This is a genomic window from Streptomyces lunaelactis (genome assembly GCF_003054555.1).
In the GTDB taxonomy this organism is placed as follows: Bacteria; Actinomycetota; Actinomycetes; order Streptomycetales; family Streptomycetaceae; genus Streptomyces; species Streptomyces lunaelactis.
In genome coordinates this window covers 5,156,482-5,180,667 of the sequence record NZ_CP026304.1, presented here as the reverse complement: position 1 = coordinate 5,180,667, position 24,186 = coordinate 5,156,482, and the positions used below count along the sequence as shown (strand labels likewise).

The following is a 24,186-nucleotide window of genomic DNA, read 5'->3' as shown; positions in this document are numbered from 1 at the left end:
TGCACCGGCCGTATCAGGTACCGGTGTCAGTTCCCGCAAGGCGGCTGCCCTACGGAAGACAGAACCAAGCCCGTCCGGCGTTCGAGGACAGGGCTTGGACCCCGGTCCGGGGCACCCAGAAACCCGGGCACCCCAGCCGGAGGCGTACTAGTACTGCTCGGTCTCCACGAAACCGGCATCCGCGTCGTCGTCCGCGCCAAAGGCGTCCGCCGCGGCGGTCGGGTCGAATCCGGGCGGGCTGTCCTTGAGCGCCAGGCCCATGCCGGCCAGCTTCGCCTTGACCTCGTCGATCGACTTCGCACCGAAGTTGCGGATGTCGAGCAGGTCCGCCTCGGAACGCGCCACGAGCTCACCCACGGAGTGGATGCCCTCGCGCTTGAGGCAGTTGTACGACCGAACGGTGAGCTCGAGCTCCTCGATCGGCAGGGCGAGATCGGCGGCGAGCGCGGCGTCCGTCGGGGACGGGCCCATGTCGATGCCCTCGGCGTCGATGTTGAGCTCACGCGCCAGACCGAACAGCTCGACCAGGGTCTTACCGGCCGACGCCATGGCGTCACGCGGACGCATGGCCTGCTTGGTCTCGACGTCGACGATCAGCTTGTCGAAGTCGGTGCGCTGCTCGACACGGGTCGCCTCGACCTTGTACGTGACCTTGAGCACCGGCGAGTAGATGGAGTCGACCGGAATACGGCCGATCTCCTGGCCCACCTGCTTGTTCTGCACGGCGGAGACGTAGCCGCGACCGCGCTCGACGGTCAGCTCCATCTCCAGCTTGCCCTTGCCGTTCAGCGTCGCGAGAACGAGGTCCGGGTTGTGGACCTCGACGCCGGCCGGCGGGGCGATGTCAGCAGCGGTGACCAGGCCGGGACCCTGCTTGCGCAGGTACATCACGACCGGCTCGTCGTGCTCCGAGGAGACGACCAGCTGCTTGATGTTCAGGATGAGGTCGGTGACGTCCTCCTTGACGCCCGGCACGGTGGTGAACTCGTGCAGGACACCGTCGATCCGGATGCTGGTGACAGCAGCGCCGGGGATCGAGGAGAGGAGCGTACGGCGAAGCGAGTTGCCGAGGGTGTAGCCGAAGCCCGGCTCGAGGGGCTCGATCACGAACCGCGAGCGGTACTCGTCGACGACCTCTTCGGTCAGCGAGGGACGCTGAGCGATAAGCATGAGAAATGCCTCCAGTCTTGGCACCCACTATTTGATGCCAACGGAACAAGGGTACGGGCGATACGGCACCGAAGCGCCGTACCGCCCGAAAAAGTCAAAACCCTCAGAAGAGGGTCAGACGCGGCGGCGCTTCGGGGGGCGGCAGCCGTTGTGCGGGGTGGGGGTGACGTCCTGGATCGAGCCGACCTCGAGGCCAGTGGCCTGGAGGGAGCGGATCGCGGTCTCACGGCCGGAGCCGGGACCCTTGACGAAGACGTCGACCTTGCGCATGCCGTGCTCCTGCGCGCGGCGGGCGGCCGACTCGGCGGCCATCTGCGCGGCGAAGGGGGTGGACTTGCGCGAGCCCTTGAAGCCGACGTGGCCGGCGGAGGCCCAGGAGATCACGTTGCCCGAGGGGTCGGTGATCGAAACGATCGTGTTGTTGAACGTGCTCTTGATGTGGGCGTGCCCGTGAGCGACGTTCTTCTTTTCCTTGCGGCGCACCTTCTTGGCAGCGCCCTGACGACCCTTGGGGGGCATCTATATCTCCTACGGGAGGTGGTCGGTCCTACAGCGAAGACCGCTGATGAGCGTCCGGCTGAGGACTACTTCTTGCCCGGCTTCTTCTTACCGGCGATGGCGCGACGCGGGCCCTTGCGGGTACGAGCGTTCGTGCTGGTGCGCTGACCGTGGACCGGCAGGCCACGGCGGTGCCGCAGACCCTGGTAGCAGCCGATCTCGATCTTGCGGCGAATGTCCGACTGGACCTCGCGACGGAGGTCACCCTCGGTCTTGAGGTTGGCGTCCACGTACTCGCGGAGCTTTACCAGGTCCTCTTCGGGCAGATCACGAACGCGGGTGTTGGGGTCGACACCGGTGGCCGCAAGGGCTTCCTTGGACCGGGTGCGCCCGATGCCGAAGACGTAGGTGAGGGCGATCTCGACGCGCTTTTCGCGCGGGAGGTCAACGCCGGAAAGGCGTGCCATTCATGGCTCCTGTTGAATATCGGAGGTCTTCCGCAGAGCCGTTCCGTGGCCGCCGACCCTTGGTGAAAAAGGAGGGTGGTACGGACCAGGTCCCCGGCCTCCACCGGGGGTATCGCCGGCCGAAGCCAGGCGGGATCTGCGTATGTACTCGTTTACGTGCGTCGCGCGAAGAACTGCGAGTGCAGGTGGTCGTGCGTCAGCCCTGGCGCTGCTTGTGGCGCAGGTTGTCGCAGATGACCATGACCCGGCCGTGACGGCGGATCACCTTGCACTTGTCGCAGATCTTCTTGACGCTCGGCTTGACCTTCATTGGATGTCAGGTTCTCCGGGTCAGTGCCGGCACCCCACAGAATGGGGCGCGGCAAGATCTACTTGTACCGGTAGACGATCCGGCCACGCGTCAGGTCGTACGGAGAGAGCTCCACGACGACCCGGTCGTCCGGGAGGATTCGGATGTAGTGCATCCGCATCTTGCCGGAGATGTGCGCGAGGACCTTGTGACCGTTCTGGAGTTCCACCTTGAACATGGCGTTCGGGAGGGACTCGATCACGGTGCCCTCAATTTCGATGGCACCTTGCTTCTTGGCCACGCTTCGCCTTTCGAATCGGCTACCTTGATCGACTCAGGCGGCCGTATGGAGACACACGGGTACACGAGAGCCGACGCATCAGTCTACGACAGGCCCCTCGAAAAGACGAATCCGGCAAGTCTGCCCACTACCGGAGATCGTTACGCCGACGCAAGCGGGGCACCTCCGCGTCGCGAAGGGCGTCCGCCGACCGGGCTCAGGCCAGCGGGTCCGGCGCGGCCGTGATGCCCAGCTCCGCCAGCTTCGCCCTGCCACAGTCGGGGGCCGTCAGCACCAGCGGGCCCTCCTCCGTCAGTGCCACCGAGTGCTCCCAGTGCGAGGACCAGGTGCCATCGGTCGTGATGACCGTCCAGTCGTCCTGCAGGACCTCGGTGTGCGGGGTGCCGAGCGAGACCATCGGCTCGATCGCCAGGCAGAAGCCGGGGACCAGCTTCGGGCCCTTGCCCCGCTTCCTGGAGACGTAGTTCAGCAGATGCGGGTCCATGTGCATCTCGGTGCCGATGCCGTGGCCGCCGTACTCCTCGATGATCCCGTACTTGCCGGTGGCGGGACGCGGCTGGCGGCGGATGTACGTCTCGATGGCTCGGGAGACGTCGATCAGCCGGTTGCCGTTCTTCATGGCGGCGATGCCGGCCCACATCGACTCCTCGGTGACCCTGGAGAGTTCGATCAGTTCCGGCGCGTGCCCACTGCCGACGAAGGCGGTGTACGCGGCGTCGCCGTGCCAGCCGTCGATGATCGCGCCGGCGTCGATGGAGATGATGTCGCCGTCCTTGAGGACGGTCTTCTCGTCCGGGATGCCGTGCACGACGACCTCGTTGACCGAGGTGCAGATCGTCGCGGGGAACCCGCCGTAGCCGAGGAAGTTGGACTTCGAACCGTGGTCGGCGATCACCTTGCGGGCGACCTCGTCCAGATCCCTGGTGCTCGCGCCCGGCACCGCGGCCTCACGCGTCGCCGCGTGGATGGCGGCCACGACCAGCCCCGCCTCGCGCATCTTCGCGATCTGCTCCGGGGTCTTGATCTGCACCATGCACTTGCCTTCCACGTCTGATGTGTCTCTGCTCAACAGTACGGCCGCGGCGCCCACCGGACACCGCGGCCGTACAGAAGGTACTGCGGTACTGCTCAGCCCTTGTCGTTCGTCTCGTCCTCGCCGGACTTCTTCAGCGCGTCCATCGCACGCCGGGTCACCTCGGTGACCTTGCCCAGCGCGGAGATGGTGACCACCAGGTTCTGCGCCCGGTAGTAGTCGATGATCGGCTCGGTCTGCGTGTGGTAGACCTCGAGCCGCTTGCGCACGGTCTTCTCGGAGTCGTCGTCACGCTGGTACAGCTCGCCGCCGCAGGTGTCGCAGACACCCTCGGTCTTCGGCGCGGAGTACGTGACATGGAAGACATGGCTGGAGTCGTTGCGGCAGATGCGGCGGCCCGCGATCCGCTTGACGACCTCGTCCTCGGGGACCTCCAGGTCGAGCACCGCGTCCAGCGTCATGCCCTCGGCCTTCAGCATCGCGTCCAGCGCCTCGGCCTGCGAGACGTTGCGCGGGAAGCCGTCCAGCAGGAAGCCGTTCTCGGCGTCCGGCTGTTCCATCCGGTCCTTGGCCATGGCGATGGTGACCTCGTCGGGGACCAGTTCACCCGCGTCCATGTAGGCCTTGGCCTGTACACCCAGGTCGGTGCCCTGGCTGATGTTGGCGCGGAAGAGGTCGCCCGTGGAGATGTGCGGGATCGACAGGTTCCTGGCAAGGTACGCGGCCTGCGTTCCCTTGCCGGCACCGGGCGGTCCGACGAGGACGATTCGCATCAGCGGAGGAACCCTTCGTAATTGCGCTGCTGGAGCTGGCTCTCGATCTGCTTCACGGTCTCCAGACCCACACCCACGATGATCAGGATGCTCGTCCCGCCGAACGGGAAGTTCTGGTTCGCGCCTCCGAAGCCTGCCAACGCCATCGTCGGAACAAGAGCAATCAGACCCAGGTACAGCGATCCCGGCCAGGTGATCCGGTTGAGCACATAGCTCAGATACTCAGCCGTCGGTCGACCAGCACGGATACCTGGGATGAAGCCACCATACTTCTTCATGTTGTCGGCGACTTCCTCGGGGTTGAACGAGATCGCCACATAGAAGAAGGCGAAGAACACGATCAACAGGAAGTACGTCGCGATGTAGTACGGGTGGTCACCCTTGACGAAGTGCTGTTCGATCCATGTCTTCCAGCCCGAGGTGCCACTGCTGAACTGAGCGATCAGCGCCGGGATGTAGAGCAGCGACGACGCGAAGATGACGGGAATCACACCCGCCTGGTTCACCTTGAGCGGGATGTATGTGGACGTACCGCCGTACGACCTCCGCCCGATCATTCGCTTCGCGTACTGCACGGGGATACGGCGTTGGGCCTGCTCGACGAAGACGACGAGGGCGACCATCACGAAGCCGATCAGGATGACCGTGCTGAACTCGATCCAGCCCTTGGCGAGCTTGCCGCTCTCCTTGATGGCCCACAGGGCGCCCGGGAAGCCGGCGGCGATCGAGATGAACATCAGGATCGACATGCCGTTGCCGATGCCGCGGTCGGTGATGAGCTCACCGAGCCACATGACGGCCGCGGTACCCGCGGTCATGGTGACCACCATGACGATGGTGGTGAAGATCGAGCGGTTCGGGACGATCTGGTCGGCAACCTGGCAGCCACTGAAGAGCGCACCACTGCGGGCGGTGGCCACCAGGCCGGTGCCCTGCAGCACGGCGAGAGCCACCGTGAGGTAACGCGTGTACTGGGTGATCTTCGCCGTGCCGGCCGAACCCTCCTTCTTGAGGGCCTCCAGACGCGGGATGACCACGGTCAGCAGCTGCAGGATGATGCTCGCCGTGATGTACGGCATGATGCCGAGCGCGAAGATGGTGATCTGCAGCAGCGCGCCACCACTGAACATGTTCACCAGGCCGAACAGGCTGTTGTTGCCCTTCTGGGCCGCATCGACACAGATCTGTACGTTCTGGTAATTCACGCCCGGGACCGGGATATGTGACCCGAGCCGGTACAGCACGATGATGGCGAGTGTGAAGAGCAGCTTCTTGCGCAGGTCGGGCGTCTTGAACGCCCGGGCGAACGCGGTGAGCACGGTGCCTCCTGCGACCCCCGCGCTACTGCGTCAGAGGTGACGGTATTGAGGATCGACGGATAAGTAGTCAGGCAAATCCGAACGATCTTAGTGGTGCAGACCGATCGGCCAAGGGGGCAGAACCCCCTATGTTTACAGCAACAGTGCACGCCACCTTACCGGCGGATGCGCCCCCCTAGGAACGACCAACCGGGGATGCCCCTTTTGGGAGGCATCCCCGGTCGGATTTCAGCTTTCAGCCACTGAACTCGTCTCAGACGAGCTCGGTGACGGTGCCGCCGGCAGCGGCAATCTTCTCCTTGGCGGAGCCGGAGACGGCGTCAACCGTCACCTGCAGCGCCACGGAGATCTCGCCCTGGCCCAGGACCTTGACGAGGCTGTTCTTGCGAACCGCGCCCTTGTCGACCAGATCGGCGACAGTGACCTCTCCACCCTCGGGGTAGAGAGCGCCGAGCTTGTCCAGGTTCACAACCTGGAACTCGGTGCGGAACGGGTTCCGGAAGCCCTTGAGCTTCGGGAGACGCATGTGGAGGGGCATCTGCCCACCCTCGAAGCGCTGCGGAACCTGGTAACGGGCCTTGGTGCCCTTGGTACCACGACCAGCGGTCTTACCCTTGGACGCCTCACCACGACCCACACGGGTCTTGGCGGTCTTGGCGCCCGGGGCGGGCCGGAGGTTGTGAACCTTCAGCGGGTTGTTCTCCGCCATGTCAGTCGACCTCCTCAACCGTGACGAGGTGGCGGACGGTGTGCACCATTCCGCGGAACTCGGGACGGTCCTCCTTGACGACCACGTCGTTCAGGCGCTTGAGCCCGAGCGAACGCAGCGTGTCACGGTGGTTCTGCTTAGTACCGATGTACGACTTCGTCTGCGTGATCTTGAGACGGGACATTACGCACCCGCTCCCGCACGTGCACGAAGCAGAGCCGCGGGGGCGACGTCCTCGAGGGGCAGACCACGGCGAGCCGCGATCTCCTCGGGACGCTGCAGGCCCTGGAGGGCCGCCACGGTCGCGTGCACGATGTTGATCGCGTTGGACGAGCCGAGCGACTTCGACAGGATGTCGTGAACGCCGGCGCACTCGAGCACCGCACGCACCGGGCCACCGGCGATAACGCCGGTACCGGGGGAAGCAGGCTTGAGCAGGACGACGCCCGCGGCCTTCTCGCCCGTGATCGGGTGCGGGATGGTGCCCTGGATACGCGGAACCTTGAAGAAGTTCTTCTTGGCCTCTTCAACGCCCTTGGCGATGGCCGCGGGAACTTCCTTGGCCTTGCCGTATCCGACACCTACGGTGCCGTCACCGTCGCCCACCACGACCAGCGCGGTGAAGCTGAAGCGGCGACCACCCTTGACAACCTTGGCAACGCGGTTGATCGCGACAACGCGCTCAACATAAGCGGTCTTCTCGGCGGCAGCGCCACCGTCGCGACCCTTCCGGTCCCGCCGCTCGCCGCCACCGGCACCGCTTCCGCGGCGCTGGGGTCCAGCCATTGGATTTACCTCTCTCTGTTACGTCCGTTAGTCCCGGAACCGGGGCTTAGAACTTCAGCCCGGCTTCGCGGGCGGCGTCAGCCAGAGCGGCAATGCGCCCGGCGTACCTGTTGCCACCACGGTCGAACACGACGGTCTCGACGCCGGCAGCCTTCGCACGCTCGGCGACAAGCGCGCCGACCTGCTTGGCCTGGGCGCTCTTGTCACCCTCGCCACCACGAATCGAGGTGTCCAGGGTCGACGCCGACGCGAGCGTGTGGCCCGCGATGTCGTCGATGACCTGCGCAACGATGTTGCGGTTGGAGCGCGTCACGACCAGGCGCGGACGTACCGGCGTGCCGGAGACGTGCTTGCGGACGCGGATGTGGCGGCGCTTGATGGCGGCGCGCTTGTACGCGTCACCCTTGGCAATCTTTACACCGTATGCCATGGCTTACTTACCCGCCTTTCCGACCTTGCGGCGGATGACCTCGCCGGCGTACTTGACACCCTTGGCCTTGTACGGGTCGGGCTTCCGCAGCTTGCGGATGTTTGCGGCGACCTCGCCGACCTTCTGCTTGTCGATACCCTCGACCGAGAACTTGGTCGGCGACTCGACCTTGAAGGAGATGCCCTCGGGCGCCTCCACCAGGATCGAGTGGCTGTAGCCGAGCTGGAACTCCAGGTTGGAGCCCTTCGCGGCGACGCGGTAACCGACACCGCTGATCTCGAGCGCCTTGACGTAACCCTGGGTCACGCCGGTGATCATGTTCGCCACCAGCGTGCGGGACAGGCCGTGCAGGGCCTTGTTCTGACGCTCGTCGTTGGGACGGGTGACGTTCAGAACGCCTTCCTCGCCCTTAACGATCTCGATCGGGGCGGCAACGGTGTGGGAGAGGGAACCCTTGGGGCCCTTCACGGCGACCGTACGGCCATCGATGGTGACGTCCACACCGGCGGGAACCTGGATGGGGAGCTTGCCGATTCGCGACATGAGCTTTCCTTCCTTTCCCGACTACCAGACGTAGGCGAGGACTTCCCCACCTACGCCCTTCTTGCCTGCCTGCTGACCGGTCAGGAGACCGTGGGACGTGGAGATGATCGCCACGCCCAGGCCGCCGAGAACCTTCGGCAGGTTGGTGGACTTCGCGTACACGCGCAGACCCGGCTTGGAGATGCGCTTGATGCCGGCGATCGAACGCTCGCGGTTCGGGCCGAACTTCAGCTCCAGGACGAGGTTCTTGCCGACCTCGGCGTCCTCGACCTTCCAGCCGGTGATGAAGCCCTCCTGCTGGAGGATCTCCGCGATGTGCGACTTGATCTTGCTGTGCGGCATCACGACGGTGTCGTGGTACGCCGAGTTTGCGTTACGCAGACGCGTGAGCATGTCTGCGATGGGATCAGTCATGGTCATGAATTGGCCTTCGGCCTCTCTCGCCGGGGTTTCCTGTATGCGCCATCCCTCTCCCCACTCAGTGGCGGGACGGGTGCGGTGCGGGGACCTACGGCGTAGTAAGTCGGTCAGGGCGACGGGCGCCCAACCCCACAAGCCTACGGCATGCGGAGGAGGGCTCCCGCCGACCAGATACTTACCGAGAGCCTCCGGTAATTCCCAAGTAGGGAATTACCAGGAGCTCTTGGTCACGCCCGGCAGCTCGCCACGGTGAGCCATCTCACGAAGGCACACGCGGCACAGGCCGAACTTGCGGTAGACGGAGTGGGGCCGGCCACAGCGCTGGCAGCGCGTGTACGCGCGCACACCGAACTTCGGCTTGCGGGCGGCCTTAGCGATCAGAGCCTTCTTCGCCACGGTCAGTTCTCCTTGAACGGGAAGCCGAGGTGACGAAGCAGGGCACGACCCTCGTCGTCGTTGGTCGCCGTGGTCACCACGGTGATGTCCATGCCCCGGACCCGGTCGATCTTGTCCTGGTCGATCTCGTGGAACATGACCTGCTCCGTGAGACCGAAGGTGTAGTTGCCACGGCCGTCGAACTGCTTGGGCGACAGGCCACGGAAGTCACGGATACGCGGCAGCGCGAGCGACAGCGTACGGTCCAGGAACTCCCACATGCGGTCACCACGGAGGGTGACGTGGCAGCCGATCGGCTGACCCTCACGCAGCTTGAACTGCGCGATGGACTTCCGGGCCTTGGTGACGGCCGGCTTCTGGCCCGTGATCGTGGTGAGGTCGCGGATGGCGCCCTCGATCAGCTTGGAGTCGCGGGCGGCGTCGCCCACACCCATGTTGACCACGATCTTGACGAGGCCGGGGATCTGCATGACGTTCTCGTACGAGAACTCCTCACGCAGCTTGCCGGTGATCTCCTCGCGGTAGCGCAGCTTCAGACGCGGCGCGTTGGTGGTGGCAGTCATCAGATGTCCTCACCGGTCCGCTTGGCAACGCGGATCTTGTTGCCCTCGTCGTCAAAGCGGTAGCCGACGCGGGTGACGACCTTGTTGCCGTCCTTCTCCACGACCAGCTGAACATTGCTGACGTGGACAGGGGCTTCGGTGGTCACGATGCCGCCGGTCTGCGAACCACGAGCGGTCTGGCCGGCCTTGGTGTGCTTCTTGACCCGGTTGACACCCTCGACCAGGACGCGGTCCTCGCGGGGGAAGGCCTGAATGACCTTGCCCTGCTTGCCCTTGTCCTTACCGGTGATGACCTGAACCAGGTCGCCCTTCTTGATCTTCATGCTTACAGCACCTCCGGCGCGAGCGAGATGATCTTCATGAACTTCTTCTCGCGCAGCTCACGGCCCACCGGGCCGAAGATACGGGTGCCGCGAGGGTCGCCGTCGTTCTTCAGAATGACGGCGGCGTTCTCGTCGAAGCGGATGTACGAGCCGTCCTGGCGGCGGCGCTCCTTCACGGTGCGAACGATGACCGCCTTGATGACGTCACCCTTCTTCACGTTGCCACCGGGGATCGCGTCCTTGACGGTGGCGACGATGACGTCACCGATGCCCGCGTAGCGGCGACCGGAACCACCGAGAACACGGATGCAAAGGATCTCCTTGGCACCAGTGTTGTCGGCGACACGCAGTCGCGACTCCTGCTGGATCACGTCTATCTCCTGATCGTCTGCCGGTTCCCGGCGGGGGTTGCGTCAGCAACCCCCGCCGAGCCTGGCGGAACTGTCCCGAGGGATACCCCTCGGGAGAATTACTTGGCCTTCTCGAGGATCTCGACGATGCGCCAGCGCTTGCTCGCCGACAGCGGACGCGTCTCCATGATGAGGACGCGGTCGCCGACGCCGGCAGCGTTCTGCTCGTCGTGCGCCTTGAGCTTGTTCGTACGGCGGATGACCTTGCCGTACAGCGCGTGCTTGACGCGGTCCTCGACAGCGACGACGACGGTCTTGTCCATCTTGTCGCTGACGACCAGACCCTCACGGGTCTTGCGGAATCCGCGGTCGGTCTTGTTCTCGGTCACATTGCTCTCGCTCATCAGGCGCTCTCCACCGTCTCGATGCCCAGCTCGCGCTCACGCATCAGGGTGTAGATCCGCGCGATGTCCTTGCGGACGGCCTTCAGCCGGCCGTGGTTCTCGAGCTGACCGGTCGCCGCCTGAAAGCGGAGGTTGAACAGCTCTTCCTTGGCCTCGCGAAGCTTGGCAACAAGCTCCTCGTCGCCCAGTTCGCGCAGCTCGGACGCCTTAGTAACGGCCGCCATCACGACTCACCTGCCTCGCGCCGCACGATCCGGCACTTCATCGGAAGCTTGTGAGCAGCGCGGGTAAGCGCCTCACGCGCAATCTTCTCGTTCGGGTAGGACAGCTCGAACATCACCCGACCGGGCTTGACGTTCGCGATCCACCACTCGGGGGAGCCCTTACCGGAACCCATGCGGGTCTCGGCAGGCTTCTTCGTCAGCGGGCGGTCCGGGTAGATGTTGATCCAGACCTTGCCGCCACGCTTGATGTGGCGGGTCATCGCGATACGAGCCGCCTCGATCTGGCGGTTGGTCACGTACGCCGGAGTGAGGGCCTGAATGCCGTACTCGCCGAACGCAACCTGCGTACCACCCTTGGACATACCGCTGCGCTTCGGGTGGTGCTGCTTGCGGTGCTTGACCCTACGGGGGATCAGCATTTCGGTCAGGCCTCCGTTCCGGTGCTCTCAGCAGCCGGAGCAGCGGCAGCGGCGGGAGCCTCGGCCTTGGGGGCCTCGGCTGCCGGCGCAGACTGCTGCGGCTTGCGACCACCGCGGCCGCCCCGCTCGCCACCACGACCGCCACCACGGCCACTGGCCGGACGGTCGCCGGCGCCACCACGGGCCGGGCGGTTACCCGCACGGGCCGCGGCGTTCTCGGCGCGGACCTCGGCGATGTTCTTGACGTCGCCCTTGTAGATCCAGACCTTCACACCGATACGGCCGAAGGTCGTCTTGGCCTCGAAGAAGCCGTAGTCGACGTTCGCACGGAGCGTGTGCAGGGGCACGCGGCCCTCGCGGTAGAACTCCGAGCGGGACATCTCGGCGCCGCCGAGACGGCCACCGCACTGGATCTTGATGCCCTTGGCGCCGGCCTTCATCGTGCCCTGCATGCTCTTGCGCATGGCACGACGGAAGGAGACGCGGGAGGAGAGCTGCTCGGCGACGGCCTGGGCCACCAGCTGAGCGTCCACCTCGGGGTTCTTGACCTCGAGGATGTTCAGCTGGACCTGCTTGCCGGTCAGCTTCTCCAGCTCGCCACGGATGCGGTCGGCCTCGGCGCCACGGCGACCGATGACGATGCCCGGGCGGGCGGTGTGGATGTCAACGCGGACGCGGTCGCGGGTGCGCTCGATCTCAACCTTCGAGATACCGGCTCGCTCCATGCCCTTCGTCATCATGCGACGAATGGCAACGTCTTCCTTGACGTAGTCCTTGTACAGCTTGTCGGCGTACCAGCGGGACTTGAAGTCCGTGGTGATGCCGAGCCGGAACCCATGCGGGTTAACCTTCTGGCCCATTACCGGGTTCCTTCCTTGCTGCTGACGACCACGGTGATGTGGCTGGTCCGCTTACGGATCCGGTAGGCACGGCCCTGAGCACGCGGACGGAACCGCTTCAGGGTCGGGCCCTCGTCCACGTACGCCTCGCTGATGACCAGCGAAGAGGCGTCGGTGTGGTCGTAGTTGTGTGCAGCGTTGGCAATGGCGCTGTCAAGCACCTTGCCAACGGGCACGCTCGCGGCCTGCGGGGCGAAACGCAGGACCGCCTGAGCCTCCGTGGCATCCATGCCACGGATGAGGTCCACCACTCGGCGGGCCTTCATGGGCGTGACGCGGATGTACCGCGCCTGGGCCCTGGCTTCCATGGTTGTCCCTTCGGTGTAAGTCATAGTCAGTCACCCCGCGTTAGCGGCGCTTCGACTTCCGGTCGTCCTTGACGTGGCCGCGGAAGGTGCGAGTCGGCGAGAACTCGCCGAGCTTGTGGCCGACCATCGACTCGGTGACGAACACCGGGACGTGGATCTTGCCGTTGTGCACCGCGATCGTGTGGCCGAGCATGGCCGGGACGATCATCGAGCGACGGGACCAGGTCTTGATGACGTTCTTGGTGCCTGCTTCGTTCTGGACATCCACCTTCTTGATGAGGTGGTCGTCGACGAAGGGCCCCTTCTTGAGACTGCGCGGCATCTAAACCCGCTCCTAGCGCTTCTTGTTCGTCTTGCGGCGGCGGACGATGTACTTGCTCGATGCCTTCTTCGGCGAGCGAGTACGACCCTCCTTCTGACCCCACGGGCTGACCGGGTGGCGACCACCGGAGGTCTTGCCCTCACCACCACCGTGCGGGTGGTCAACCGGGTTCATCGCGACACCGCGGACGGTCGGGCGAACGCCCTTCCAGCGCAGACGGCCGGCCTTGCCCCAGTTGATGTTCGACTGCTCGGCGTTGCCGACCTCGCCAATGGTGGCGCGGCAGCGGGCGTCGACCAGCCGGATCTCGCCGGACGGCATACGAAGGTGGGCCATCGTGCCCTCCTTCGCCAGCAGCTGCACGGAGGCACCCGCGGAACGGGCGAACTTCGCGCCGCCGCCGGGCCGCAGCTCGATGGCGTGGATGGTCGTACCGACCGGGATGTTGCGCAGCGCCAGGTTGTTGCCGGGCTTGATGTCGGCGGCCGGGCCGTTCTCGACACGGTCGCCCTGCGTCAGGCCCTTGGGCGCGATGATGTAGCGCTTCTCGCCGTCTGCGTAGTGCAGAAGCGCGATGCGCGCGGTGCGGTTCGGGTCGTACTCAATGTGAGCGACCTTGGCCGGCACGCCGTCCTTGTCGTGACGACGGAAGTCGATCACGCGGTAGGCGCGCTTGTGGCCACCGCCCTGGTGACGGACGGTCACACGACCGGTGTTGTTACGGCCGCCCTTGCTGTGCAGGGGGCGGACCAGCGACTTCTCCGGCGTGGACCGCGTGATCTCGACAAAGTCGGCGACGCTGGAGCCACGACGGCCCGGGGTCGTCGGCTTGTACTTGCGGATACCCATTTCTCAGTCCTCGTCCGATTCCGGACGACTCGACCTCCGTCAGGAGGTCGGGCCGCCGAAGATGTCGATTCGGTCGCCCTCAGCGAGGGTCACGATGGCGCGCTTGGTGTTGATGCGCTTGCCGAAACCGGTCTTGGTGCGCTTGCGCTTACCCTGACGGTTGATCGTGTTGACCCCGGTGACCTTGACCGAGAAGACCGCCTCGACGGCCTGCTTGATCTGGGTCTTGTTGGAGCCGGGCGCGACGATGAACGTGTACTTGTTCTCGTCGAGCAGGGCGTAGCTCTTCTCGGACACAACCGGCTTGACGAGAATGTCGCGCGGGTCCGTGAAGGTCTTGCTGGTTACGGTCGCCTCGGACATCAGGCGTCGCTCCCTTCGGTCTCATCGGCCTTGGGGCCAGACACGAAGGACTCGAAAGCGGCCTTGGTGAAGACCACGTCGTCGGAGACGAGCACGTCGTACGTGTTCAGCTGGCCCGGCTCCAGGAGGTGCACCTGGGGCAGGTTACGGGCGGAGAGCCACGCGGCCTCGTCGGCCCGCTCGACGATCAGGAGCACGTGCTTGCGCTCACTGATCTTGCCCAGCAGGGTCTTCGCGGCCTTGGTGGAGACCTCGCCCTCGATCACGCCGGTGACGACGTGGATACGGGAGTTGCGGGCCCGGTCGGTGAGGGCACCGCGCAGGGCGGCGGCCTTCATCTTCTTCGGGGTCCGCTGCGAGTAGTCACGCGGCGTGGGGCCGTGTACGACGCCACCGCCGGCAAACTGCGGCGCACGGGTCGAACCCTGACGGGCGCGGCCGGTGCCCTTCTGGCGGTAAGGCTTCCTACCGCCACCACGGACCTCGCCACGACGCTTGACCTTGTGCGTGCCCTGACGGGCGGCGGCCAGCTGCGCGACGACGACCTGGTGGATCAGCGGGATGCTGATCTTGGCGTCGAAGATCTCGGCCGGGAGCTCAACGGTCCCGGACTTGTCGCCGGAGGGCGACAGAATGTCAATGGTGCTCATAGTCCTCAGGCCCCCTTGGCCGCAGTGCGGACCAGGACCAGGCCGCCGTTGGGACCAGGAACCGCGCCCTTGATCAGGAGCAGGCCCTTCTCCGCGTCTACGGCGTGAACGGTCAGGTTCTGGGTGGTAACCCGCTCATTGCCCATGCGGCCCGCCATGCGCATGCCCTTGAAGACACGCCCAGGGGTGGCACAGCCACCGATCGAACCGGGGGAGCGGTGCTTGCGCTGGGTGCCGTGACCGGCGCCGAGGCCCTTGAAGTTGTGACGCTTCATGACACCGGCGAAGCCCTTGCCCTTGCTCTTGCCCGTGACGTCGACCTTGACGCCGGACTCGAACACCTCGGCAGTGATCTCCTGGCCGAGCGTGTACTCGCTGGCGTCGGAGGTACGGAGCTCCACCAGGTGGCGGCGGGGGGTTACGTCGGCCTTGGCGAAGTGACCCTTGAGGGGCTTGTTCACCTTGCGAGGGTCGATCTCGCCGAAGGCGATCTGGACCGACTCGTAGCCGTCGGAGTCATTCGTACGGACCTGGGTAACGACGCAGGGCCCAGCCTTGACGACAGTGACCGGGACGACACGGTTGTTCTCGTCCCAGACCTGGGTCATGCCGAGCTTCTCGCCCAGGACGCCCTTGATCTGCTTTGCCATCTTCTCCGCGCCTCTCAGAGCTTGATCTCGATGTCAACGCCGGCCGGAAGGTCCAGGCGCATCAGCGAGTCAACGGTCTTGGGCGTCGGGTCGAGGATGTCGATCAAGCGCTTGTGCGTGCGCATCTCGAAGTGCTCGCGCGAGTCCTTGTACTTGTGCGGCGACTTGATGACGCAGTACACGTTCTTCTCAGTGGGCAGCGGCACCGGGCCCGCGACCGACGCACCAGTGCGGGTCACCGTCTCGACGATCTTCTTCGCCGAGCTGTCGATGACCTCGTGGTCGTAGGCCTTGAGCCGGATGCGGATCTTCTGTCCCGCCATGGCTACTAGTAGTCCTGTCTCTCGAAACGCTCTGGAACCCGGAAGGCTGTGCTCTCTATAAGCACCGTTCTCTCCGACCCACGCGGTCGGGCGTGTCGCATTCCCTCTACGAAGATCTCCCGAAGGATTTCCCTGCCAAGGGGTGCGGGCCTGAGACCGCGAGCCGGGGGAGAACACCCACCGGGTGCCTGGTTCGCACCCCGCTGACACTTCCCGAAAGATTCCCGTACGTCCGCCTCAGCGCTGCCTTACGGCAGATGGGGCGACGAGTACTGTGGGACTCGCTTCCGGTCCTCCCGACGGGAGGCGCGCAGCATCGGCACTCAACCGAGCAACCCGCATAGTCTGCCACACGGGCCCGCCCCCTGGCCAATCGAGCCGAAGAGGTTACCCCGGCGCCATTCGCTGTCAAACCCCGGCGCGCGGGGACCGGGTCTCTGCGGGACCGGTCCTGAGCCGGGATGGGACTGCTGCCTCCATTCGTCCCTTTTCGCCGGTGAACGGGTCCCGAGCAGGCAACAGAGGTGACCGAGCCATGAGCTCCCCTCCCCCGCACATGAGTTCGACGAGCCCGACCGGCTGGACGCGTTCCTGGACGCCGGGCGCTGGGGTGCGGTCGCCTCGGCCGGCAAGACGGCGCTCCAGGCACCGTTCCGCTCCGGCGTAGAGCCGCAGGACTACCAGCTGGACCCGGTGGTGCGCGCCCTGGCAATGCCCCGGACCATCCGGAACCAGGAGACTGCCGCGGCTGCCGGACCGCCGCACACTGATAGGAACGCGCCCAGTCAGCAGCTTCCCGCAAGGGATGGCAGCCGGCGGGCTCCGCAGCCCTGGAGCGAGGTCAGAACGCCTTCAGATACACCCGGGCCTTCCCCTGGGCCTGGGAGTGGACGTATGTCTCGATCCACGCGACCTCGCTCCGCCGCTGGTCACTCACGCAGGGCGGACACACACCCGCCCAGCGGACCCCCTTCAGTGTCTGCGGCTCGGTGAGTCCCAGGTGTCCAAAGAGTTCGGTAGTCGGCGGCAGGTCGTATTTCTTGGGGTGCAGAGGCGTCTCGGAACGCAGATCTGCCGCGATCTGCTCGGCGTTCTTCCAGTCGGTGACGAAGGACAGAAGGTAGACATCCTCTTGAGGGTTGACCTGAACGGCTCCCTTCACCTCCGTCGCCCCCTCGGGCACCTTCACTTTCATGAACGCGGACGCCTCGGGAGCACCCACGCCCTTGCCCCAGTGGGACGTGCGCCTGTCGGTCACGTGGGGATCGTCCGCGTCTGCCGTGGAACAAGAGGTGAGGAGCAGCGCCCCGGCGAGTGCCGCGAACAGACGTGTCCGAACCATGCGTTGAGTGTTCACCTGTTCTCCTCGTCGCCGCGCGAGACGTCCCCGCGGCTGCCCGTCCGGCCGGGGTCCGCCGGTTCCACCGTGGGGGCGCCACTGTTCAGATCGTGATGGAAAGTGGAGCTGCTGCCACGCATGTCGAATTCCTGGGCGAATCCCACCTTGTGCAGTCGCCCCATTTCCTCGTCCGGTACATACATGCCACCGGGAAACGTCGCACCCTTGCCCGCATCCCAGTTGTAGCGGTCCCACACGTTGACCTGGTAGTCGAGCGAGACCTTGGGCTTTCCGCCCTCGCCGGGACTGACAGTGACCATGCCCGACACGTTCTGCTGGTGCGACCCGACCGCGTGGAACCACTCCTCCCCTTGGAACGTCCGGCCGAGCGCCTGGCTCTCCACCGGGACGACGACCGTCCTGTCACCACCGGCCTTGGTGAATTCGTCGAGAGCCTTCTGGCGCCACGCCTCCTGGTTCTCCGCTACGTGAAGCGTTTCGACCTCGGAGCCAAATCCGGACTCGTCGTGCAGGATGCGGTCGACGTCCAGGTCGAGCGGCTCGCCGGTGCCACCGAGGTAGTGCTCCATGTTCCGGGACGCGGCGGTCTCTCCCGTGAAGTCGCCACCGGCGGCGATCGCCTGAGCCCGGGCCAGGAACAACAGATCCTGCGTCGTGGGTTCCTCCACGTCGAAGGCGCCCGAGCCCTTGTCGGGGGACGTCCACTTGTACAGAGGGTCCATGATTCCCGCTGCTCGCAGCTCATCACCACGCTCCTGGAGCAGGACGCCACGGGTGACCGGATCGAGACCGCGCCACCACTCCGCGACTTCCTCCCTGTCCTTGGGCATGTTGGCGGCCTTGCCTGCCTCCTCCAGCGAGGGGTAGGGGCTGGCTATGGGCTTCCTGTTGAAACCGTTGACAGTGCCGTCGAGGAAGTCGGAGTCGAGAACGGCGGCTCCTAGGGCGATGCGTATTCCGTCGTCGGCGTCGGTGACGGCCTTGACCGCTTGGGTGAGGCGCTCGGACCATTCAGCCGCTTTCGCGCGGGCGCTCTCCTGATAGCTGGGGTCATGCACATACGCGGTGCGCTCGCCCTGGCTGAGCTGTTCGGTGTCAAAGGCGACGATGCCCTGGTCGGAGACTCGCATGCCGTCCTTGACGGCATCGGCGCGCACGTCCTTGACCCTGCCTCGGAGGTCGGTGAGCTGAGTGTGGGCCTGGCGCAGAATGGAGCCAACCGCCTTTGCCTCCTTCTGGGCCCCCTGGAACTCCTTGAGTGTGACGGTGAACCTGTCGTTCGCGGCCTGGGCGCTCAATCCCTGCCAGGTCGGACCGAGCGAGACGCCATGAACATCGCGTTTGTACTGCTCTTCGAGTGTCTTGAACTTGCCCACCATCTCGTCCCACTTGTCAGCGGCGGTGGTGAGCTTGGACAGATCGGTGCTCATGACTTCGTGGTAGGTCGGCATGCATTCCCCTTGGAGCCGGCTGGTCAACCGGGGGTCAGTAGTCGTCGATCCGGGAATGTCGAGCCATCTGTGCGGCGATATCGAGGTCGTTGTTCTGGAAGTTGATGGTTGTCGTGCTCAGAAGGCTCTTCTCCGTCGCCAACCGGTCGAGCAGGGTCTTGACCTGTTTCGCCCACGCCTCATGCGCCTTCTTCAGGGCGCCTGACGTGTCCCAGCCGTAACCGTCTCGGGCGCCGAACTCCTTGACTGCCGCATTCACGCTCTCAGCGGTGTGCTTGCCGTCGTTCACGACACCGGGCTCCAGCGCGTCGTTGATCGCCTTCACCGCTGCCTGCTTCTTCGCCGGGCTGGAGGCCAGGTCAGGGGCACTGCTGCCGCCTCCCCCTGCCGGGGCTAGCTGGTTCAGTTGCATCTGGAAAGCATGCCGGTCGGCTACTTCAGCTTTGATCTGCGCCCACTCTTCCCAGGCCATGGGACCCCTCCATAGACGTGATCACTTCCTGCCAACCTACGGAACGCGGTTCACCAAGCGAAAGCGGGATTCCAACAGTGCGGCCGATTCGCACGCCATCCCTGCGGCGTGGCCGTGTACGTGACCTCGTACCGTCGAGACCGCGCGAACGGTCCTGCCGTCGTACCCGGCCCATCACGAATCCCGTCACCCTCCGCAGCCGCACACCCGTACCGCTCGGCTCAACGTCACCCGTGAACCGCGACCTCCTGACCGCCACGGAACGCCTCCGTGGCCTTGTCCAGGTCTTCGGGACGGACCTCCACACGAACCTTGCGCAGGCGGGCGGAGTCCTCGTGGACCCTCCGCCTGCGCGGCCCCCACGACACCGCCACGGCCGTCGGCATGGGCGCGGACGCACACCCCTGGATCTGGTCCCGCAGACCGGCACCGCCGGCTGTCACAGCAGCGCCGGACAACGCGAAGGGCCCCGCACCGAAGTGCGGGGCCCTTGCTGGTGCTCCGGGAGCAACCAGGTCAGATCAGCAATTACTTGTTGATCTTGGTGACCTGGCCGGCGCCGACGGTCCGGCCACCCTCACGGATGGCGAACTTGAGGCCCTCCTCCATGGCAACCGGCTGGATCAGGTTGACCGTCATGACGGTGTTGTCGCCCGGCATGACCATCTCGGTGCCCTCGGGAAGGGTCACCACGCCCGTTACGTCCGTGGTACGGAAGTAGAACTGCGGGCGGTAGTTGTTGAAGAACGGGGTGTGACGGCCACCCTCGTCCTTCGACAGGATGTAGGCCTGGGCCTCGAACTCGGTGTGCGGCGTGACCGAACCGGGCTTGATGATGACCTGGCCGCGCTCGACGTCCTCGCGCTTGATGCCACGGAGGAGCAGACCGACGTTCTCACCGGCCTGGCCCTCGTCGAGCAGCTTGCGGAACATCTCGATGCCGGTGACCGTGGTGGTGGTCTTCTCCTGCTTGATGCCCACGATGTCAACGGTCTCGTTGACCTTGAGGACACCACGCTCGATACGACCGGTGACGACGGTGCCACGACCGGTGATCGTGAAGACGTCCTCGATCGGCATCAGGAACGGCTTGTCGACGTCACGCTCGGGCTGCGGGATCGACTCGTCAACGGCCTTCATCAGGTCGAGAACGGTCTGGCCCCACTCGGCGTCACCCTCGAGCGCCTTGAGCGCCGAGACCTTGACGACCGGCAGGTCGTCGCCCGGGAACTCGTACTCGGAGAGGAGCTCACGAACCTCGAGCTCGACGAGCTCCAGGATCTCCTCGTCGTCCACCATGTCGGCCTTGTTCAGGGCGACAACGATGTACGGAACGCCGACCTGGCGGGCCAGGAGCACGTGCTCCTTGGTCTGCGGCATCGGGCCGTCGGTGGCGGCGACCACGAGGATGGCGCCGTCCATCTGCGCGGCACCCGTGATCATGTTCTTGATGTAGTCAGCGTGACCCGGGCAGTCGACGTGCGCGTAGTGACGCGACTCCGTCTGGTACTCGACGTGCGCGATGGAGATGGTGATACCGCGCTGGCGCTCCTCAGGAGCCTTGTCGATCTGGTCGAAGGCCGAAGCCTCGTTCAGGTCCGGGTACGCGTCATGCAGCACCTTGGTAATGGCGGCCGTGAGGGTCGTCTTACCGTGGTCAATGTGACCGATGGTGCCGATGTTGACGTGCGGCTTAGTCCGCTCGAACTTCGCCTTCGCCACTGGGTCCTCCTGTGGAGTGGTTCTGTACGCCTTGCTTCATCGGCGCCAGGTGATCTTTGCTGGAATGCCGGGCCCGGGGGCGTTCGCCGCAGTGCATGAGCCCTGCTGCGAACGCCCCTCCAGGCGCCGGTGACAAGCCTAGAGCGTGTACTCCGAAGAGTTACTCGCCCTTGGCCTTCGCGATGATCTCCTCGGCGACGTTCCGCGGAACCTCGGCGTAGGAGTCGAACTGCATCGAGTAGCTTGCGCGACCCGAGGTCTTGCTGCGGAGGTCTCCGACGTAGCCGAACATCTCCGAGAGGGGGACAAGCCCCTTCACGACGCGGGCGCCGCTGCGCTCGTCCATGGCCTGGATCTGGCCACGGCGGGAGTTGAGGTCGCCGATGACATCGCCCATGTAGTCCTCGGGCGTGGTGACCTCGACGGCCATCATCGGCTCGAGGAGCACGGGGGACGCCTTGCGAGCACCCTCCTTGAACGCCTGCGAACCAGCGATCTTGAACGCGAGTTCGGAGGAGTCGACCTCGTGGTAACCACCGTCGAGAAGGGTGACGCGGACGCCCACCATCTCGTAGCCGGCCAGGATGCCGAACTGCATGGCTTCCTGTGCACCCGCGTCCACCGAGGGGATGTACTCACGGGGGATGCGGCCACCGGTGACCTTGTTCACGAACTCGTAGGTCGCGTCGCCGCCCTCGATGGGCTCCAGCGCGATCTGCACCTTCGCGAACTGACCGGTACCACCGGTCTGCTTCTTGTGCGTGTAGTCGATACGCTCGACGGTCTTGCGGATCGTCTCGCGGTACGCGACCTGCGGCTTGCCGACGTTCGCCTCGACGCGGAACTCGCGCCGCATGCGGTCGACGAGCACCTCGAGGTGAAGCTCGCCCATACCACCGATGATGGTCTGGCCGGTCTCCTCGTCCGAGTGGACCTGGAAGGAGGGGTCCTCCTCCGCGAGACGCTGGATGGCAACACCCAGCTTCTCCTGGTCACCCTTGGACTTGGGCTCGATCGCGACCTGGATGACCGGCGCCGGGAAGTCCATGGACTCCAGGATCACCGGGTTCTTGTCGTCGCACAGCGTCTCACCGGTGGTGGTCTGCTTCAGGCCCATGACGGCGACGATGTCACCGGCACCCACCGACTCGATCTCCTCACGCTTGTTCGCGTGCATACGGTAGATCTTGCCGATGCGCTCCTTCTTGCCCTTGGTGGGGTTCAGCACCGCAGTGCCGGACTCCAGGCGACCCGAGTAGACCCGGATGAAGGTGAGCTTGCCCAGGTGCGGGTCGCTCGCGATCTTGAAGGCCAGAGCGGCCAGCGGCTCGTCGTCGGACGGGCGGCGCGTGACGACCTTCTCCGGGTCCTTGACGTCGTGGCCATCAATGCCTTCGACGTCCAGGGGGGAGGGGAGGTAACGCACAACCGCGTCGAGCAGGGGCTGAACGCCCTTGTTCTTGAACGCGGTACCGCAGAAGACGGGGGTGACGGTGGTGCCGACGCCCTTGCCGGACGCGATGGTGATGCGACGGATCGCCGCGTAGAGCTGCTCCTCGGTGGGCTCAACGCCCTCAAGGTACAGCTCCATCATCTCGTCGTCGTTCTCCGAGACGGCCTCGAGCAGCTTGCCGCGCCACTCGTCGGCAGCCTCGGTGTGCGTGGCGGGGATGTCGACGACGTCGTACATCTCGCCCTTGGTGGCTTCGGCGGACCAGACCAGGGCCTTCATACGGACCAGGTCGATGACGCCCTTGAAGTCAGCCTCTGCACCGATCGGCAGCTGCATCACGATCGGGGTCGCGCCGAGGCGGTCCACGATCATGTCGACGCAGCGGTGGAACTCAGCACCGGTGCGGTCGAGCTTGTTGACGAAGCAGATACGCGGAACGCCGTAGCGGTCCGCCTGACGCCACACAGTCTCGGACTGCGGCTCAACGCCGGCGACACCGTCGAACACCGTGACAGCACCGTCGAGCACGCGGAGCGAACGCTCCACCTCGACCGTGAAGTCGACGTGACCCGGGGTGTCGATGATGTTGATGGTGTGATCGACGTCCTCGAGCGGCCAGTGACAGGTCGTCGCGGCGGACGTGATCGTGATGCCGCGCTCCTGCTCCTGCTCCATCCAGTCCATCGTGGCAGCGCCGTCGTGGACCTCACCGATCTTGTAGCTCACACCGGTGTAAAACAGGATGCGCTCGGTGGTCGTCGTCTTGCCCGCGTCGATGTGGGCCATGATCCCAATGTTGCGGACCTTGGCCAGGTCAAGCGAAGTGGTGGCCATAAGGCTCAATCTTCTCTCGGTCTCGATGTGGGTAGCGACTACCAGCGGTAGTGCGCGAAGGCCTTGTTGGACTCGGCCATCTTGTGCGTGTCCTCACGCTTCTTGACCGCAGCGCCGAGGCCGTTGGAGGCGTCGAGCAGCTCGTTCATGAGGCGTTCGGTCATGGTCTTCTCGCGACGGGCGCGGGAGTAACCCACGACCCAGCGCAGCGCGAGGGTGGCGGCGCGACCGGGCTTGACCTCGATCGGCACCTGGTAGGTGGCGCCACCGACACGGCGGGACTTGACCTCGAGAGAGGGCTTGACGTTCTCGAGGGCGCGCTTCAGCGTGATGACCGGGTCAGCGCCGGTCTTCTCGCGGAGGCCTTCCATGGCGCCGTAGACGATCCGCTCGGCAGTGGAACGCTTGCCGTTGAGCAGGATCTTGTTGATCAGCGACGTGACAAGAGGAGAACCGTAGACCGGGTCGATGATGACCGGGCGCTTAGGGGCGGGGCCCTTACGAGGCATTCTTACTTCTCCTTCTTGGCGCCGTAGCGGCTGCGGGCCTGCTTGCGGTTCTTGACACCCTGGGTGTCGAGGGAACCGCGGATGATCTTGTAACGAACACCCGGCAGGTCCTTCACACGGCCACCACGCACGAGCACGATGGAGTGCTCCTGCAGGTTGTGTCCCTCACCCGGAATGTAGGCCGTTACCTCGATCCCGGAGGTCAGACGCACACGCGCGACCTTCCGCAGGGCCGAGTTCGGCTTCTTCGGGGTGGTCGTGAACACACGCGTGCAGACGCCACGACGCTGAGGGGAACCCTCGAGTGCGGGCGTCTTGTTCTTCTCGACCTTGTCCTGCCGGCCCTTCCGGACCAGCTGCTGGATCGTAGGCACTACTTCTCCGGTTTCTGTGTGCCGTATGTGAAACTAACCTGGAACGTCGCCGACCCACGCGGTCGGGTGTGTCGAATACTGCAGGCTTCCCCGGAAGGGGAAGAGGCGCAGATTACGATGGCCGATTTACGGACTCGCCATGCGGTTGAGGACACGCACACGAGCCCAGGCACACCCCAGGCACAAGGACAGAGCGTACCTACCGCATCGGCTCCGGTCAAAACAAATGC

Annotated in this window: 36 protein-coding genes; all 36 read right to left on the bottom strand. The window is 65.2% G+C overall.

Going from position 1 to position 24,186, the window contains the following annotated elements; genetic code table 11:
• Window positions 1–147 precede the first annotated feature (147 nt).
• Window positions 148–1,170 carry a DNA-directed RNA polymerase subunit alpha gene (locus SLUN_RS24030; RefSeq protein ID WP_003956430.1) on the bottom strand — a complete coding sequence of 341 codons (1,023 nt, stop codon included), beginning with the start codon at window positions 1,168–1,170 and terminating at the stop codon, window positions 148–150.
• A 114-nt stretch (window positions 1,171–1,284) separates the two neighbouring features.
• The gene (gene rpsK / locus SLUN_RS24025; RefSeq protein ID WP_003956432.1) at window positions 1,285–1,689 is read right to left on the bottom strand and encodes a 30S ribosomal protein S11; all 405 of its coding nucleotides are present in this window, start codon (window positions 1,687–1,689) and stop codon (window positions 1,285–1,287) included.
• A gap of 65 nt (window positions 1,690–1,754) precedes the next feature.
• Entirely contained in the window at window positions 1,755–2,135 is a 381-nt protein-coding gene (gene rpsM / locus SLUN_RS24020) for a 30S ribosomal protein S13 (protein WP_108151532.1), read from the bottom strand.
• 196 nt (window positions 2,136–2,331) lie between these two features.
• Window positions 2,332–2,445: a 50S ribosomal protein L36 gene (gene rpmJ, locus SLUN_RS24015; RefSeq protein WP_003956441.1), complete on the bottom strand. Its 114-nt coding sequence runs from the start codon at window positions 2,443–2,445 to the stop codon at window positions 2,332–2,334.
• A gap of 58 nt (window positions 2,446–2,503) precedes the next feature.
• Window positions 2,504–2,725: a translation initiation factor IF-1 gene (infA, locus tag SLUN_RS24010; RefSeq protein WP_003956442.1), complete on the bottom strand. Its 222-nt coding sequence runs from the start codon at window positions 2,723–2,725 to the stop codon at window positions 2,504–2,506.
• A 196-nt stretch (window positions 2,726–2,921) separates the two neighbouring features.
• Window positions 2,922–3,758: a type I methionyl aminopeptidase gene (gene map, locus SLUN_RS24005; protein WP_108151530.1), complete on the bottom strand. Its 837-nt coding sequence runs from the start codon at window positions 3,756–3,758 to the stop codon at window positions 2,922–2,924.
• Window positions 3,759–3,853: 95 nt separating this feature from the next.
• A complete protein-coding gene (locus SLUN_RS24000; RefSeq protein ID WP_108151528.1) occupies window positions 3,854–4,531 on the bottom strand; it encodes an adenylate kinase in 678 nt (225 codons plus the stop codon).
• Complete coding sequence (gene secY, locus SLUN_RS23995; protein ID WP_108151527.1) at window positions 4,531–5,850, bottom strand: preprotein translocase subunit SecY; 1,320 nt, start codon at window positions 5,848–5,850, stop codon at window positions 4,531–4,533. Before secY ends, SLUN_RS24000 begins: the two co-directional genes overlap by 1 nt.
• Window positions 5,851–6,103: 253 nt before the next feature.
• Window positions 6,104–6,559, bottom strand: coding sequence for a 50S ribosomal protein L15 (gene rplO / locus SLUN_RS23990; protein WP_108151525.1), 456 nt, complete (start codon window positions 6,557–6,559; stop codon window positions 6,104–6,106).
• 1 nt (window position 6,560) lies between these two features.
• Window positions 6,561–6,743, bottom strand: a complete 183-nt coding sequence (gene rpmD, locus SLUN_RS23985) for a 50S ribosomal protein L30 (protein ID WP_108151523.1) — start codon at window positions 6,741–6,743, stop codon at window positions 6,561–6,563.
• Window positions 6,743–7,345: a 30S ribosomal protein S5 gene (rpsE, locus tag SLUN_RS23980; RefSeq protein WP_030084329.1), complete on the bottom strand. Its 603-nt coding sequence runs from the start codon at window positions 7,343–7,345 to the stop codon at window positions 6,743–6,745. The genes rpmD and rpsE overlap by 1 nt, the downstream gene beginning before the upstream one ends.
• A gap of 46 nt (window positions 7,346–7,391) precedes the next feature.
• Window positions 7,392–7,775 carry a 50S ribosomal protein L18 gene (rplR, locus tag SLUN_RS23975; RefSeq protein ID WP_108151521.1) on the bottom strand — a complete coding sequence of 128 codons (384 nt, stop codon included), beginning with the start codon at window positions 7,773–7,775 and terminating at the stop codon, window positions 7,392–7,394.
• A gap of 3 nt (window positions 7,776–7,778) precedes the next feature.
• Complete coding sequence (gene rplF, locus SLUN_RS23970) at window positions 7,779–8,318, bottom strand: 50S ribosomal protein L6 (RefSeq protein ID WP_108151519.1); 540 nt, start codon at window positions 8,316–8,318, stop codon at window positions 7,779–7,781.
• Window positions 8,319–8,339: 21 nt separating this feature from the next.
• Entirely contained in the window at window positions 8,340–8,738 is a 399-nt protein-coding gene (rpsH, locus tag SLUN_RS23965) for a 30S ribosomal protein S8 (RefSeq protein ID WP_067163170.1), read from the bottom strand.
• Between the two features lie 210 nt (window positions 8,739–8,948).
• Window positions 8,949–9,134: a type Z 30S ribosomal protein S14 gene (locus SLUN_RS23955; RefSeq protein WP_003956452.1), complete on the bottom strand. Its 186-nt coding sequence runs from the start codon at window positions 9,132–9,134 to the stop codon at window positions 8,949–8,951.
• A 2-nt stretch (window positions 9,135–9,136) separates the two neighbouring features.
• Window positions 9,137–9,697 carry a 50S ribosomal protein L5 gene (gene rplE / locus SLUN_RS23950; RefSeq protein WP_108151517.1) on the bottom strand — a complete coding sequence of 187 codons (561 nt, stop codon included), beginning with the start codon at window positions 9,695–9,697 and terminating at the stop codon, window positions 9,137–9,139.
• A complete protein-coding gene (gene rplX / locus SLUN_RS23945) occupies window positions 9,697–10,020 on the bottom strand; it encodes a 50S ribosomal protein L24 (RefSeq protein WP_108151516.1) in 324 nt (107 codons plus the stop codon). Before rplX ends, rplE begins: the two co-directional genes overlap by 1 nt.
• A 2-nt stretch (window positions 10,021–10,022) precedes the next feature.
• Complete coding sequence (gene rplN, locus SLUN_RS23940; RefSeq protein ID WP_023539336.1) at window positions 10,023–10,391, bottom strand: 50S ribosomal protein L14; 369 nt, start codon at window positions 10,389–10,391, stop codon at window positions 10,023–10,025.
• A 98-nt stretch (window positions 10,392–10,489) separates the two neighbouring features.
• The gene (gene rpsQ, locus SLUN_RS23935; protein ID WP_108151514.1) at window positions 10,490–10,774 is read right to left on the bottom strand and encodes a 30S ribosomal protein S17; all 285 of its coding nucleotides are present in this window, start codon (window positions 10,772–10,774) and stop codon (window positions 10,490–10,492) included.
• Window positions 10,774–10,998 (bottom strand): 50S ribosomal protein L29, encoded by a 225-nt coding sequence (rpmC, locus tag SLUN_RS23930; RefSeq protein ID WP_040024284.1) that lies wholly within the window; start codon window positions 10,996–10,998, stop codon window positions 10,774–10,776. Before rpmC ends, rpsQ begins: the two co-directional genes overlap by 1 nt.
• A complete protein-coding gene (gene rplP / locus SLUN_RS23925; RefSeq protein WP_014047785.1) occupies window positions 10,998–11,417 on the bottom strand; it encodes a 50S ribosomal protein L16 in 420 nt (139 codons plus the stop codon). The genes rpmC and rplP overlap by 1 nt, the downstream gene beginning before the upstream one ends.
• A 5-nt stretch (window positions 11,418–11,422) precedes the next feature.
• Window positions 11,423–12,277 carry a 30S ribosomal protein S3 gene (rpsC, locus tag SLUN_RS23920; RefSeq protein WP_108151512.1) on the bottom strand — a complete coding sequence of 285 codons (855 nt, stop codon included), beginning with the start codon at window positions 12,275–12,277 and terminating at the stop codon, window positions 11,423–11,425.
• Entirely contained in the window at window positions 12,277–12,624 is a 348-nt protein-coding gene (gene rplV / locus SLUN_RS23915; protein WP_004571827.1) for a 50S ribosomal protein L22, read from the bottom strand. Before rplV ends, rpsC begins: the two co-directional genes overlap by 1 nt.
• 40 nt (window positions 12,625–12,664) lie before the next feature.
• Window positions 12,665–12,946, bottom strand: coding sequence for a 30S ribosomal protein S19 (gene rpsS / locus SLUN_RS23910; RefSeq protein WP_030351437.1), 282 nt, complete (start codon window positions 12,944–12,946; stop codon window positions 12,665–12,667).
• Between the two features lie 12 nt (window positions 12,947–12,958).
• On the bottom strand, window positions 12,959–13,795 hold the full coding sequence (gene rplB / locus SLUN_RS23905; protein WP_108151510.1) for a 50S ribosomal protein L2: 837 nt from the start codon (window positions 13,793–13,795) through the stop codon (window positions 12,959–12,961).
• Window positions 13,796–13,834: 39 nt separating this feature from the next.
• Window positions 13,835–14,158 (bottom strand): 50S ribosomal protein L23, encoded by a 324-nt coding sequence (gene rplW / locus SLUN_RS23900; RefSeq protein WP_108151508.1) that lies wholly within the window; start codon window positions 14,156–14,158, stop codon window positions 13,835–13,837.
• Window positions 14,158–14,808 (bottom strand): 50S ribosomal protein L4, encoded by a 651-nt coding sequence (rplD, locus tag SLUN_RS23895; RefSeq protein WP_108151506.1) that lies wholly within the window; start codon window positions 14,806–14,808, stop codon window positions 14,158–14,160. Before rplD ends, rplW begins: the two co-directional genes overlap by 1 nt.
• Window positions 14,809–14,813: 5 nt before the next feature.
• Complete coding sequence (rplC, locus tag SLUN_RS23890; protein WP_108151504.1) at window positions 14,814–15,458, bottom strand: 50S ribosomal protein L3; 645 nt, start codon at window positions 15,456–15,458, stop codon at window positions 14,814–14,816.
• A gap of 14 nt (window positions 15,459–15,472) precedes the next feature.
• The gene (gene rpsJ, locus SLUN_RS23885; RefSeq protein ID WP_003948644.1) at window positions 15,473–15,781 is read right to left on the bottom strand and encodes a 30S ribosomal protein S10; all 309 of its coding nucleotides are present in this window, start codon (window positions 15,779–15,781) and stop codon (window positions 15,473–15,475) included.
• Window positions 15,782–16,622: 841 nt separating this feature from the next.
• Window positions 16,623–17,123: a hypothetical protein gene (locus SLUN_RS23880; RefSeq protein ID WP_254709847.1), complete on the bottom strand. Its 501-nt coding sequence runs from the start codon at window positions 17,121–17,123 to the stop codon at window positions 16,623–16,625.
• A gap of 11 nt (window positions 17,124–17,134) precedes the next feature.
• Window positions 17,135–18,571: a hypothetical protein gene (locus SLUN_RS23875; RefSeq protein ID WP_257153787.1), complete on the bottom strand. Its 1,437-nt coding sequence runs from the start codon at window positions 18,569–18,571 to the stop codon at window positions 17,135–17,137.
• A gap of 55 nt (window positions 18,572–18,626) precedes the next feature.
• Complete coding sequence (locus SLUN_RS23870) at window positions 18,627–19,064, bottom strand: hypothetical protein (RefSeq protein WP_108151500.1); 438 nt, start codon at window positions 19,062–19,064, stop codon at window positions 18,627–18,629.
• Window positions 19,065–19,592: 528 nt separating this feature from the next.
• Window positions 19,593–20,786 carry an elongation factor Tu gene (gene tuf, locus SLUN_RS23865; RefSeq protein ID WP_108151498.1) on the bottom strand — a complete coding sequence of 398 codons (1,194 nt, stop codon included), beginning with the start codon at window positions 20,784–20,786 and terminating at the stop codon, window positions 19,593–19,595.
• A 160-nt stretch (window positions 20,787–20,946) separates the two neighbouring features.
• Complete coding sequence (gene fusA / locus SLUN_RS23860; protein WP_108151496.1) at window positions 20,947–23,073, bottom strand: elongation factor G; 2,127 nt, start codon at window positions 23,071–23,073, stop codon at window positions 20,947–20,949.
• 38 nt (window positions 23,074–23,111) lie between these two features.
• Window positions 23,112–23,582, bottom strand: coding sequence for a 30S ribosomal protein S7 (gene rpsG, locus SLUN_RS23855; protein WP_014047773.1), 471 nt, complete (start codon window positions 23,580–23,582; stop codon window positions 23,112–23,114).
• A 2-nt stretch (window positions 23,583–23,584) separates the two neighbouring features.
• Window positions 23,585–23,956, bottom strand: coding sequence for a 30S ribosomal protein S12 (gene rpsL / locus SLUN_RS23850; RefSeq protein ID WP_003948652.1), 372 nt, complete (start codon window positions 23,954–23,956; stop codon window positions 23,585–23,587).
• Window positions 23,957–24,186 lie beyond the last annotated feature (230 nt).